Below are 11898 nucleotides of genomic sequence, written 5' to 3' on the forward strand. Positions count from 1 at the left end.
AGATCCAGGTGSTGCATATCGAGGATTGCCCGAATTGGCAGGGAGGCGGGGCGATCGAGTACGGCTGGTGCTCGACTCGATCGGACGGGCGATGGTTCCGGTGGAGTTCGTGTTGATCCGCACCGAGGCTGAGGCGGTGAGCTCTGGTTTCGCGGGCTCGCCCACGATTCTTCTGGACGGTCAGGACTTGTTCCCGTCCCAGGGGAACACTGCCGACTTGGCGTGCAGGGTCTATCTGACCGAGCGCGGCTTTGCGGGTGCGCCGACGGTGGGACAGCTTGAGCGCACGCTGCAGGAGCGCGAAGCGCTCAGCGGAGATCGGTCTTGATCCAGATCAGCGCCGCGGCGAGGCTGACGGCGGCTCGGTAGTTGCGGGCGAGTTTGTCCGAGCGCATCGCGATGCCGCGCCACTGCTTGAGACGGTTGAAGCAGCGTTCTACGACGTTGCGTCCCTTGTAGCGTTCCTTCTGCTTGTCGCCGAAAGCGATCGGCCGGCCCGGCTTCTTGCGGCGGTGCGCGATCTGGTCGTCCCGCTCGGGGATGGTCGCCGCGATCCTCCGGTCGCGGAGCCAGGCGCGGTTCGCCCTTGAGGGGTACCCCTTGTCGGCGAGCACCCGGTCGGGGTGGGTGCGGGGGCGGCCCTTCCCGTCGCGGGGAACGCGGATGTTCTCCAGCACCGCGCTCATCATCGTGGTGTCGTTGATGTTCCCGGCGGTGATCATCATGCTCAGCGGCCGGCCGCGGCCGTCGCAGACCAGGTGCAGTTTGGTCGTCAGCCCGCCGCGGGAGCGTCCGATCCCGTGATCAGGCGGCTCGGACCACGGATTCTTGTGATTCGGCACAGCCCCCTGTGTCCCGGGCGAGGGTCGCGCCGTGCTGATGCACGCGCGCGATCGTGGAGTCGATCGAGACGACCCAGTCGATTTCCCCAGCGGCGTCGGCCTGCTTCTGCACCTCGGTGAGCAGCTTCTGCCAGGTGCCGTCCCCGGCCCACCGGTTGAACCGCTTGTAGATCGAGTTCCACTTCCCGAACCGTTCCGGAACGTCACGCCACGGCGCACCGGTCCGGTACTTCCACGCCATCCCCTCGATAGCGAGCCGGTGATCCGTCCACGGCCGCGACCGACCGGTCACCGTCGGCATCAACGGCTCCATCACGGCCCACACCTCGTCAGAGATCTCCTGTCGCGTCACCGTTCAAGACTCACCCACCGAGGAGCGGAACCTCTTGATCAACACGCCCTAGAGCGGGGGCGGGTCCAGGGTGAATATCCGCCATTTTCCGGGCTTCTTGCGTAGGCGAAGGTTGGCCGAATAGGGGGTCTCTTGGTTCTCGTGCGGGAAACTTTTACGGAAACATTTCGCCACCGGCTGCGCCTACGAGAATCGCTCGGCGGGCGGCTCGTAGAAGCGGGCCTACGGGCGGCCGAACCGCGTTGATGGCCGCCGCTGCGGCGAGCATGAGGAGCGGTTGCTTTTGTCTTGCCAGTAGCGGGCCAGTGGGCCATCCGGCGGCTAGATGATCGGTGACGCGCTCACGGCGTCGTCTCCGGGCTTGCTTGCGGACGCTGGGTCTCCGGTCCGTCCTGAGATGAGATGTCGGTCGAGGACAGGCTCGAGGCTGGCAGCGGCTCAGGAGTGACGTCGGCCTCCTGGCGAAGACGAGGCGGAGCGGCTGACCACGCCTTGACGTCTCCGAGCACCTCGGCATAGAAGGTGTCGATGCCGTCGAGAACCGAGTCGATGAACGCACCCCGGCCCCTGCCGCGCTTGCTGCCCATCGTGGCGCTCTGAGCCACCCGGAAGCTGCGGAGCTCGCGGGTGGGGTCCGTGACGAGGCATGTCGGATCCTCGCGGATCTTGCCCAGGAGCTCGGCCGCGCTCGAGGCGCGCGAGCGGGCGACGAAGGACTCGACCCGGACCCCGTCGGGGGCGTTCTTCAGTTGACGGGCCAGCCAGTTGACCCGCGTCGTCGGCCGGCCTTGCGCGGGGGCGCCCACGTCGACGTGGAAGGTCACCTGCTTCGCTCGCAGGTCAGCGGTCACGACGAGGTCGCCGACAGTGTCAGGCACGCGGATGGCGCCGGATAGCTGGCCGGTCTCCACGAGCGACTGCGCGAGGGCTGAGGCTCGGATACTCGGGTCGGCGAGCTCCTTGCGGGTCAGCACGGGCATCGCCTCGGTGCCCAGGCGGCGCCCCAGTGACAGACCGGCGAAGCGCAGCAAGGCGTCGAAGCGGGCCACCACGTCGGCGATGCCCTTGTCGGTGCCGCGAAGGGTGCCCGAGGTGACCGCGTCGCGCACCTGCGTCCAGGACTCACCCATGTCGCTGAACTCGAGGGCGCCGGACCGATTGTGCTCGAGGTACCGGATGAGCTCGCCAAGGATCCATGCCTGGTCCGGGTCGGCCACACCACGAAACTCCTTCTGGAGTACGGCGACGGCGAGTACCTGCGACCACGGCAGGTGGTGGAGCGCCACGGTGCGAAGCTTGCGCTTGTCGATCTTCGTCGGGTGCTGGCCGGCCATCGGCGGGATCTCGTTGCTGATCGTCACCACGGCGTCGAACTTCTGTTCGCGGGCGATGTCGAGATAGTTCTCGACCTGCTCAGTGGTCAGGGCGTTCGTGCCGGTCTTCACCTCGACGAGGGCCGTCCAGGAGCGGCTGCCTCGAGAGACACGGATGAGACCGTCGGGATAGAGGCGCTTCTCACCGAGCTCGAAAGGCACCTCGACGAAGGTCTCGAGCTTGCCAGCGGGCGCACCTAGCGGCTTGACGAGTGCCTTTCCGAACTCGTCAACGGCCGACATCACGGCGAGCAGAGCGGAGGTCGCTCGGCGCTCCTGCTCCTCGGCCCCGTTAATCCCAGAAGTGGGGATGAGTCGTGCTTCATGCCAGGACTGCTCAGCCACGCTGCTGCTCCTTCGCTCTTGTTCCGTGGTCGCACACTAGCGGCGAGCCCTCTCATCGCCGGGATGCCGACCGAGGTCACGGGGAGGAAGAGAGCGGCTGCGGCGCTGACGTCGCTCATGGATACTTCTGCCCGTGAACACAACTGAGGTTGAGACCCGGCGGCGAGGCAGTTGGGGATGGGGCGTAGCTGGGCTTGTTCTTGCTCTGGTCACTGTCGGAGCGGCGTACGGCCTGGCACGGTCAGCCCTCGGAATCGACGTGCAGATCCTCATCATCGCTGGCCTGCTGCTCGCCCTCGCGGTTCTCGCCTACCTGGCCTCGCGGGCTGGTCGCGCGGCCGCCTTCGTCGCGTTGGCGATCCTGCTGCCGTACCTCCTGGTGGGGGCGTACGCCTACGGCCAAGTTCAACGGTTGGCGAATGCGATTGAAGACGTCTTCGGGGAAGAGACGGTGGAGGTGCCCGAGGAGACCTATCCGGAGGACTACGTCCCGTTGGAGCCCAACCCTGACGCCACGGGCGCCGACCTAAACGACGACGGTATTCCCGACGACGCTTACGAAGGACAGGTCTGCATGTCGGAGTCGTCGGGTGAGGTCAACTCTGCACCATGAACGGCGGCGAGGTGGACGCGCGCTGACGTCGTCTTATGGCCCGGCGCGGCGGTCCAGCGCCAAGCGAGATCTGCGTGCTCACTCATCGTCTTCTAGCCCGAGAACGGCGAGCAAGTCCAGCGCTTCGTGCCGCTCGAGGAGCGTCCGGACGGCCCCACGGTCCTCGGCGGTGGCGGGTTCGATGATCTCCGCCAGAGCGAGCGTCATCTCCGCCCCCTCCTGCTCGCCCTGCTGCGCCTGCCGCGCGGCTGCCAGCGCGGCGCCCCTTCGCCTCAGTTAACTGGGCACCGAAGTCCCGGTTGACCTGGGTCCTGGTTCCCTCCGGCGCGGCGGCGAGGCGCGCCAGCCTCGGCTTCGCCGGGCGGTCAGGTGCGAGCCACCCGTCGGTAAGCACGAAGCCGCCCCAAACGCCCCACGCGCCCCGCGGCGACTGCTGCCGGGGGTGTCGTCGTGCTCCCGTGGAACCTCCTACGGAAACTTTACAGAAACTTCGGCGATTCTTGGGTCTGAGCTAGACGATCGGGAGGGCCAAGATCGTTGATATTCCGGCCCAAACTCGGGTGGGGCGACTGGGGCTTGAACCCAGGACCGACGGATTATGAGTCCGCTGCTCTGACCGACTGAGCTATCGCCCCTTCGCCCGAGGGCGACGGCGTGAGAGTACCCCGTGACGTCGGTGGTGCCCGATACGGGTGGGGCGTGGGTGAGGGGTGGTGCTCCTGTGCCCGATGGGGCAGAATGTTGGCACAACCACACATCGTGCGAGCAGCACACCCACGAGCGAGACCCGTGGCAGCAGCTCGATCCCATGGCAGTGCTTGGCGTTGGGGAAGACGTCCATCGCACTCAAGGAGGATCGAGATGTCTGCAGGTAAGCGTGTCAGCACCCGAGGTGTGGTGTTCATCCACAGCACCCCGACGGCCCTGTGCCCCCACATCACGTGGGCGCTCGAGTCCGTGCTGGATCAGGCTGTGTCACTGGACTGGATCGAGCAGCCTCTCGGCCGGTCGCTCAAGCGTGCCGAGTTTTCCTGGACCGGGGAGCCCGGTACCGGCGCCAAGCTCGCCTCTGCCCTTCGCGGCTGGGACAACGTGCGCTACGAGGTCACCGAGGAGCCCACGCCGGGTCTCGACGGCTCCCGCTGGAGCCACACGCCCACCCTCGGCATCCACCACGCGACGATCAGCGCCTCCGGCGACGTCGTCCTGCACGAAAACCGCCTGCGTGAGGTCATGACCCTCGCCCAGGGCGCGGGCGAGGCCGTCGAGGACATGCTCGGCGAGCTCCTCGGCGACGCCTGGGACGCCGAGCTCGAGCCCTTCCGCCACGCCGGCGACGGCGCTCCCGTGCGCTGGCTGCACAAGGTCGGCTGACCGCCGCACGACCCACGCCCCACGACGAAGGGGGCCGCGCACCCTCCTTGGCGCGGCCCCCTTCGTGACGCGTGCAGAGCCAGCTCCTCCGTGCGGCGCCTTCTCGCGTGACCGTCAGCTCACGGGGGTCATGTGCTCCCACGGCTTGGACAGGCGGAACCGGCGACCGCTCACCTCGATCGGCGCGATCTCGACGACGTGGTGCTTGTCGTCACCGACCCACGGGCGCAGCGGCACCCGCTCGGCGCGGTACTCCTCGTCGCCCTCGAGCAGCCGGGTCGTGCCGCGCACGACGACCGACCACGCTTCCTCGGTGCCGATCTCGTCGATCTCGAGCGCGACCGAGCCCTGCAGGACGACGCTGAGCAGCTTGTTGCCCTCGGCGGTCCGCAGGAGCAGCGTCTCGCCGTCGACGGCGTAGTTGATCGGGGTGAGGTGCACGTCGCCGAGGAGGTGGAACGCGAGCCTGCCGAACTCGTGGCCCCGGAGGGCTTGCCAGCACTCGTCGACGGACATCTTCACGGGCGTGCGCTCGTCCATGCTCCGATGCTAGTCATCGGCCGCCGCCCCGGCCACGGTCGGGGCCGTCGCGAGGGCGTCGCCAGCCGTGCGGCCACGACGGTTGATCCGCCGCTCGAGCAGGCCGGCGAGCGAGGTGAGCGTCCAGTTGACGATGATGAAGACGATCGCGACGACGACGAGCGCCGCGAAGATGTTGGAGTGCAACGAGGAGAGGTTCTGCCCCTGCTGCAGCAGCTCCGGGTAGGTGATGACCGTGCCGAGCGCGGTGTCCTTGAGGATCACGACGAGCTGGCTCACCAGCGCCGGCAGCATGGCCGTCACGGCCTGCGGGATCTGGATCGAGCGCAGCACCTGACCGGGGGAGAGGCCGACGGCCAGGCCCGCCTCACGCTGCCCGGCGGGCAGCGAGTGCACGCCGGAGCGCAGCAGCTCGGCCATGACCGATCCGTTGTAGAGGGTGAGGGCGGTGACGACCGCGGCCAGCGGGTTGAGGTCGGCGGAGAAGACGCCGTTGTAGGCGTAGATCCCGAAGAAGAAGATCATCATGATCAGCACGGGGATGGCGCGGAAGAACTCGACGACGGCACCGCTGAACCAGCGGACCCCGGCATGGGCCGACAGCCGACCCGAGCCGAAGACGAAGCCGAAGATGCTCGCACCGACGACCGACAGCGCGGCCGCCTTGATGGTGTTCCACAGGCCCATGAGCAGGTAGTAGCGCCAGGTCTCCCAGGTCGCCATCGGCGACCACTTCGCGCCGGAGAACTCCTCGTACTCGTTGAGCTTGCCGACGACGACCCAGGCGACCGCGGCGGCGAGGACCAGGCCGAGCACGGCGATGATGCGGTAGCGCATCCGCGCTCGGGGGGCCGGGGTTGTCGAAGAGGACGGTCTGGGTGCTCATCGCTTGACCGCCATCCGCCGCGACAGGCTCGTCAGCCCGATGCCGATCGGCAGGGTGAGGAGCAGGAAGAACCCGGCCACGAGGGCGAAGGTCACGTAGTTGAGGTCGGCCCGCAGCTCGATCGCCTCGTTCATGAAGGCCGCGGTCTCGGCGACACCGATGGCGGCTGCGACGGTCGTGTTCTTGATGAGGGCGATGGTCACCGATGCGAGCGGCGCGATGGCGCCGCGGACCGCCTGGGGCAGGACGACGTACCGCAGGTTCTGGGTGAAGCCCAGACCGAGAGAGCGGGCCGCCTCGGCCTGCCCGGCGGGCACGGTGTTGATCCCGCTGCGGATCGCCTCGCAGACGAAGGCCGCGTGGTAGACGGCCAGCCCGACGATCGCCCAGCGCACGCCGTTGTCGGTGATCGACGTCGGGCTGCTCTCGTCGGCGAGGTTGATGCCGAGGTCATAGAGCATGACCATGATCGTGAAGGTCAGGATCAGGGTCAGGGGCGTGTTGCGCACGATGTTGACGTAGGCGGCCCCGCCGAAGCGGAAGATCGCCACCGGCGAGACCCGCATGATCGCGATGATCGTGCCGAGCACGAGGGCCCCCGCGAGGGACAACACCGCCAGCTTGATGGTCAGCCAGAAGGCCCCCCACACGTCGAACTGCTGGAAGAGCTCGCTCATCCACTACTCCTTGTCGATGGCGTCGTCAGCGGAGGGACGAAGGGGGCCGACGCCGCCGCGCGCAGGCGGCCGGCCCCCTTCGTCCTCGTCGGTCAGGAGCAGGAGTCGAGCTTCGGCGGGTTGGTCTCGGAGTCGACCTTGAAGCCGGCCGGCCCGAAGTTCTTCTCCACCGCCTTGTCCCACTCGCCGTCGTCGACCATCTTGGTCAGCGCCTCGTTGACCTGCTCGCAGAGCTTGGTGTCGCCCTTCTTGAGGCCGACGCCGTAGCGCTCCTCGGAGAAGGGGGCACCGACGACCTTGAGCTTGCCCTTGTACTGGTCCTGCGCCGCGTAGCCGGCGAGGATCGTGTCGTCGGTCGTCAGGGCGTCGAGCTGGCCCTTGGAGACCGCCTCGGCGCACTTGGAGTAGGTGTCGAACTCCTGGAGGTTGACGCCCGGGACCTCCTTCTTGACGTTGTCCGCGGAGGTGGAGCCGGTGACCGAGCACAGCTTCTTGCCGTCGAGATCCTTGGGCCCGGTGATCTTGGCGTCCGTGGCGACGAGCAGGTCCTGGCCGGCGATGAAGTACGGGCCGGCGAAGGAGACCTTTTCCTTGCGCTCGTCGGTGATCGAGTAGGTCGCGAAGATCAGGTCCACCTGGCCGGTGGCGATGAGGTCCTCGCGCTGCTTGCTCGGGGCCTGGACGAACTGCACGTCGGTCTTGCCCATCTCCTTGGCCACGTAGTTGGCCACATCGACGTCGAAGCCCGAGTACGAGTTGCCCTCCTTGAGACCGAGGCCGGGCTGGTCGAACTTGATCCCGATCTTGATGCTGTCGCCGCCTCCCGATCCGCCTCCGTCCCCGCTGTCGTCACCGCAGGCCGCCAGGCCCAGGGCGAGGACGAGGGTTGCTCCTGCTGCGGCGAGTCGTCGCGTCATCATGCTGTTCCTCCTGGTTGGGTCGTGCGTGGTCAGTGGCTGAGGATCTTGCCGAGGAAGTCCTTGGCACGATCGCTCTGCGGGTTGGTGAAGAACTCCTCGGGCGTCGCCGTCTCGACGATCTGCCCGTCGGCCATGAAGACGACCCGGTCGGCCGCGCGGCGCGCGAAGCCCATCTCGTGGGTGACGACGATCATCGTCATGCCGGTCTGGGCCAGCTGGGTCATGACGTCGAGGACCTCGTTGATCATCTCGGGGTCGAGGGCCGACGTCGGCTCGTCGAAGAGCATGACCTTGGGGTCCATCGCGAGCGAGCGGGCGATGGCCACCCGCTGCTGCTGGCCGCCGGAGAGCTGGGCGGGGTACTTCGCGGACTGGGCGTCGACGCCCACCCGGGTGAGCAGCTCGTGGGCGCGCTGGGTTGCCTCGGCCTTGGACTTCTTGCGCACCTTGATCGGGCCGAGCGTCACGTTGTCGAGGATCGTCTTGTGCGCGAAGAGGTTGAAGGACTGGAAGACCATGCCGACGTCGGCACGCAGCCGGGCGAGCTCCTTGCCCTCCTCGGGCAGCGGCTTGCCGTCGACGGTGATGCTGCCCGACTCGTAGGTCTCGAGCCGGTTGATCGTGCGGCAGAGCGTGGACTTGCCCGAGCCCGACGGGCCGATGACGACGACGACCTCGCCGCGCCCGACGGTGAGGTTGATGTCCTTGAGGACGTGCAGCTGCCCGAAGTGCTTGTTGACGTCGGTGAGTACGACGAGGGGCTCGTGGGTGGCGGTCTCGCTGGTGGCGGTGGCGCTGGTGGAGGCGTCGCTCGGCATGCGAGCAACATAGTGCCCGGTCTGTGCCTGCGGTCACACATGGGCGCCGGCGTGGACCTGAGTGAGACACTCAGGTCACGCCGGCGCAGCGTGGGTCGCGCTCGTCAGAGCGGGATGTTGCCGTGCTCCCCACGGCGAGCAGGCGCCTCGGCCAGGGCCGTCGCGACCGCCGACCGCGTGCGGGTCGGCTCGACGATCTCGTCGACGACGCCGATCTCCACGGCTCGCGGCAGACCGCCGGAGAGGCGGTCGTGCTCGTCGGCGAGCTGTTGCTCGACCTCGGCCAGTTCCGACTCGTCGACCTCGGCCAGGCGGCGGCGGTGCAGGATGCGGATCGCGGCGACCGAGCCCATGACGGCCACGTGGGCGTCGGGCCAGGCGAAGACCTTGGTGGCGCCCAGGGAGCGGGAGTTCATCGCGATGTAGGCCCCGCCGTAGGTCTTGCGGGTGACGACGGTGACCCGCGGCACGACCGCCTCGGCGAAGGCGTGCAGCAGCTTGGCTCCCCGCCGCACGACGCCGTCCCACTCCTGGCCGACCCCGGGGAGGTAGCCGGGGACGTCGACGAGGACGACGAGCGGGACACCGAAGGCATCGCACATCCGCACGAAGCGGGCGGCCTTCTCCGCGGACGAGGAGTCGAGGCAGCCGCCCAGCCGCATCGGGTTGTTGGCGATGACGCCCACTGTGCGCCCGCCCATGCGACCGAGCGTCGTCACGATGTTGGGCGCCCACCGGCCGTGCAGCTCCTGGACCTCTCCCTCGTCGAGCAGCTGCTCGACGAGGGGGGTGGACGTCGTAGGCCCGCTTGGCCGACTCGGGCAGCTGCTGGGCCAGGTCGACGTCGGTGACCGCGGCGAGGTCGAAGTCGCCTTGGTCGCCGAGCAGCCGGCACAGGGTGCCGGCCCGGCCGAAGGCGTCGTCGATCGACTCGGCGAGCACGTGGACGACCCCCGAGCGGCGACCGTGCGGCTCCGGTCCACCGAGACGAAGGGCGTCGACGTCCTCACCCGTGACCGACCGGACGACGTCCGGCCCGGTGACGAAGATCCGCCCCTCCGGGGCGAGGATGACGATGTCGGTGAGTGCCGGCCCGTAGGCCGCGCCGCCGGCGGCGGCGCCGATGACGACGGAGATCTGGGGGATCTTGCCCGAGGCACGGGTCATGATCGCGAAGACCTCGCCGACCGCGTGGAGCGAGACGACGCCCTCGGGCAGGCGCGCGCCGCCCGAGTGCCACAGGCCGAGGACGGGCACGCCGTCGGCGAGGGCCCGCTCGTATGCGGCGACGACGACCGTGCACCCGGCGACGCCCATCGCGCCGCCCATGATCGTCGCGTCGGAGGCGAAGACGACGACCGGCTGACCACCGACCGTGCCGGTCGCGGCGAGCATGCCCGAGTCGTCGTCCTCGGTGATCAGCTCGAGCGAGCCCTCGTCGAGGAAGGCGGCGAGGCGGTGGTTCGGGTTGCGCGGGTCCTCCTCGCGCGGGACCTTGACGCGCGTGCCGACCGCGGCCGAGGCCGCATTGGGCTGGCGGGTCATGCGTGGCTCCTGAAGGCCAGGGCGACGTTGTGCCCCCCGAAGCCGAAGGAGTTGTCCAGGACGAGCAGGTCACCGTCGGCGGCGAGCTGACGGGGCTGGTCGCGCACGATGTCGAGGTCGACCGCGGGGTCGAGGTTGTCGATGTTGATCGTCGGCGGGGCGACCCGGTCGCGGACGGCCTGCACGGCGAAGACCGCCTCGAGGGCGCCGGCGGCGCCGAGGAGGTGGCCGGTCATCGACTTCGTGCCGCTGATGGCCATGTGGTCGGCGTCGGCACCGAAGGCCCGACGGATCGCCGCCACCTCGGCGACGTCGCCGACGGGGGTCGACGTCGCGTGGGCGTTGATGTGGCACACGTCGGCGGGTGTGGCACCGGCGTCGCGGACCGCGTCGGCCATGGCCCGGGAGGCACCGGCGGCCTCGGGCGTCGGGGGCGGGCGATGTGGTGCGAGTCGGCACTCACGCCGAAGCCGGCGAGCTCGCAGATGATCCGGGCGTCGCGGGCGCGGGCGTGCTCCTCGGACTCGAGGACGAGGATGGCGCCGCCCTCGCCGAGGAGGAATCCGTCGCGGTCGGTGTCGTAGGGGCGCGAGGCGGTCTCGGGGGAGTCGTTGCGCGTCGACAGGGCCTGCATCGAGGCGAAGCCGGCGATGGGCAGCGGGTGGATCGACGCCTCCGACCCGCCGGCGATGACGACGTCGGCGAGCCCCTCGCGGATGAGGTGGGCGCCGTACCCGATCGACTCGGCGCCGGAGGAGCAGGCGGAGACGAGGGTGTGCGCGCCGGCGCGGGCGCCGAACTCGAGCGAGACGGTGCCGGAGGCGCTGTTGGGCATGAGCATCGGGATCGACAGCGGGTAGACGCGGCGCGGACCCTTGGTGCGCAGGGCCTCCCACGCGGTGAGCAGGGTCTGCACACCGCCGATGCCGGTGCCGACCGAGCTGGCGAGGCGCTCCGGGTCGACCTCCGGGGAGCCGGCGTCGGCCCAGGCCTCACGGGCGGCGACGAGCGCGTACTGCGCGAAGGGGTCGAGTCGCTTGGTCTCGACCTTCTTGAGCACCTGCGAGACGGGGACGGCGAGTTGGGCCGCGAAGGAGACGGGCAGCTCGTAGTCCTCGACCCACGACGCGTCGAGCGTCCGGGCGCCGGAGCGGCCGGCGAGGGCCGCCTGCCAGGTCTCCTCGGCGGTGCCGCCGAGCGGGGTCGTGGCGCCGAGGCCGGTGACGACGACGGTGGGCCGGGGAGAGGTCATGCGGGGGCTCCTGACGGGTGGGGTGGGAGGAGAGGCGCGGGTCCTCCCTTCGCTCGTGACGAAGGGAGGACCCCCGGCTCACGCGGCCTGGTTGGCCTTGATGAAGGTGACGGCGTCGCCGACGGTCTTGAGGTTCTTGACCTCCTCGTCGGGGATCTTGGCCCCGAACTTCTCCTCGGCGGTCACGGCGATCGTCATCATCGACAGCGAGTCGACGTCGAGGTCGTCGGTGAAGGTCTTGTCGGCGGTCACCTCGGACGCGTCGACACCGGTCTCCTCCGAGACGATCTCGGCGAGGCCGTCGAGGATCTCCTGGTCGCTGAATGCCATGGAACTGCTCCTTTGTTGTGGGTGGTGCGGT

13 protein-coding genes, 1 tRNA gene and 2 pseudogenes are annotated in these 11898 nt (G+C 69.0%); 3 read left to right on the forward strand and 13 right to left on the reverse strand.

Annotated elements, in window-relative coordinates; genetic code table 11:
• Positions 1 to 67 precede the first annotated feature (67 nt).
• Positions 68 to 328 carry a hypothetical protein gene (locus tag B277_RS13645; RefSeq protein WP_007929257.1) on the forward strand — a complete coding sequence of 87 codons (261 nt, stop codon included), beginning with the start codon at positions 68 to 70 and terminating at the stop codon, positions 326 to 328.
• On the opposite strand, the gene B277_RS17045 is transcribed toward B277_RS13645, so the two are convergent.
• Both B277_RS17045 and B277_RS13660 read right to left on the reverse strand, forming a co-directional pair.
• A protein-coding gene (locus B277_RS17045; RefSeq protein ID WP_370239738.1) for an IS5 family transposase occupies positions 309 to 1155 on the reverse strand; the annotation gives its coding sequence in 2 pieces (ribosomal slippage) (positions 309 to 848 and positions 850 to 1155; 846 coding nt in all). The two genes, B277_RS13645 and B277_RS17045, sit on opposite strands and share 20 nt — an antisense overlap.
• Positions 1156 to 1535: 380 nt before the next feature.
• Positions 1536 to 2912, reverse strand: a complete 1377-nt coding sequence (locus tag B277_RS13660; RefSeq protein WP_051988072.1) for a hypothetical protein — start codon at positions 2910 to 2912, stop codon at positions 1536 to 1538.
• A 259-nt stretch (positions 2913 to 3171) separates the two neighbouring features.
• On the opposite strand from B277_RS13660, the gene B277_RS13665 reads away from it, so the two are divergent.
• A complete protein-coding gene (locus B277_RS13665; protein WP_007929261.1) occupies positions 3172 to 3525 on the forward strand; it encodes a hypothetical protein in 354 nt (117 codons plus the stop codon).
• A 78-nt stretch (positions 3526 to 3603) separates the two neighbouring features.
• Here B277_RS13665 and B277_RS19580 read toward each other — a convergent pair whose 3' ends face one another.
• Together B277_RS19580 and B277_RS13670 are read right to left on the reverse strand one after the other, a co-directional pair.
• Entirely contained in the window at positions 3604 to 3732 is a 129-nt protein-coding gene (locus B277_RS19580; RefSeq protein WP_272948425.1) for a hypothetical protein, read from the reverse strand.
• Positions 3733 to 4086: 354 nt separating this feature from the next.
• Positions 4087 to 4160: transfer RNA gene (locus tag B277_RS13670), tRNA-Ile, on the reverse strand.
• Between the two features lie 226 nt (positions 4161 to 4386).
• Between B277_RS13670 and B277_RS13675 the strand changes: the two genes are divergently transcribed.
• Entirely contained in the window at positions 4387 to 4899 is a 513-nt protein-coding gene (locus tag B277_RS13675; RefSeq protein ID WP_040881665.1) for a DUF3145 domain-containing protein, read from the forward strand.
• A 114-nt stretch (positions 4900 to 5013) separates the two neighbouring features.
• On the opposite strand, the gene B277_RS13680 is transcribed toward B277_RS13675, so the two are convergent.
• The 9 genes and pseudogenes from B277_RS13680 to B277_RS13715 all read right to left on the reverse strand — a co-directional run bounded on the left by B277_RS13680 (position 5014) and on the right by B277_RS13715 (position 11867).
• Entirely contained in the window at positions 5014 to 5439 is a 426-nt protein-coding gene (locus B277_RS13680) for a pyridoxamine 5'-phosphate oxidase family protein (protein WP_007929266.1), read from the reverse strand.
• Between the two features lie 9 nt (positions 5440 to 5448).
• Positions 5449 to 6276: an amino acid ABC transporter permease gene (locus B277_RS13685; protein ID WP_007929268.1), complete on the reverse strand. Its 828-nt coding sequence runs from the start codon at positions 6274 to 6276 to the stop codon at positions 5449 to 5451.
• A gap of 45 nt (positions 6277 to 6321) precedes the next feature.
• Positions 6322 to 7002, reverse strand: coding sequence for an amino acid ABC transporter permease (locus B277_RS13690; RefSeq protein WP_007929270.1), 681 nt, complete (start codon positions 7000 to 7002; stop codon positions 6322 to 6324).
• Positions 7003 to 7094: 92 nt separating this feature from the next.
• Entirely contained in the window at positions 7095 to 7922 is an 828-nt protein-coding gene (locus B277_RS13695) for a glutamate ABC transporter substrate-binding protein (RefSeq protein ID WP_007929271.1), read from the reverse strand.
• Positions 7923 to 7951: 29 nt separating this feature from the next.
• Positions 7952 to 8740 (reverse strand): amino acid ABC transporter ATP-binding protein, encoded by a 789-nt coding sequence (locus tag B277_RS13700; RefSeq protein WP_007929272.1) that lies wholly within the window; start codon positions 8738 to 8740, stop codon positions 7952 to 7954.
• 104 nt (positions 8741 to 8844) lie between these two features.
• A complete protein-coding gene (locus B277_RS20515; RefSeq protein WP_274517184.1) occupies positions 8845 to 9513 on the reverse strand; it encodes a carboxyl transferase domain-containing protein in 669 nt (222 codons plus the stop codon).
• A 76-nt stretch (positions 9514 to 9589) separates the two neighbouring features.
• Positions 9590 to 10285 (reverse strand): annotated as a pseudogene (locus B277_RS20520) (carboxyl transferase domain-containing protein); the annotation flags it as partial.
• A pseudogene (fabF, locus tag B277_RS13710) lies at positions 10282 to 11537 on the reverse strand (beta-ketoacyl-ACP synthase II). The pseudogenes fabF and B277_RS20520, both read right to left, overlap by 4 nt.
• Positions 11538 to 11615: 78 nt before the next feature.
• A complete protein-coding gene (locus B277_RS13715; RefSeq protein ID WP_007929281.1) occupies positions 11616 to 11867 on the reverse strand; it encodes an acyl carrier protein in 252 nt (83 codons plus the stop codon).
• Positions 11868 to 11898: the final 31 nt, after the last annotated feature.

The sequence above is a fragment of the Janibacter hoylei PVAS-1 genome, assembly GCF_000297495.1.
In the GTDB taxonomy this organism is placed as follows: Bacteria; Actinomycetota; Actinomycetes; order Actinomycetales; family Dermatophilaceae; genus Janibacter; species Janibacter hoylei.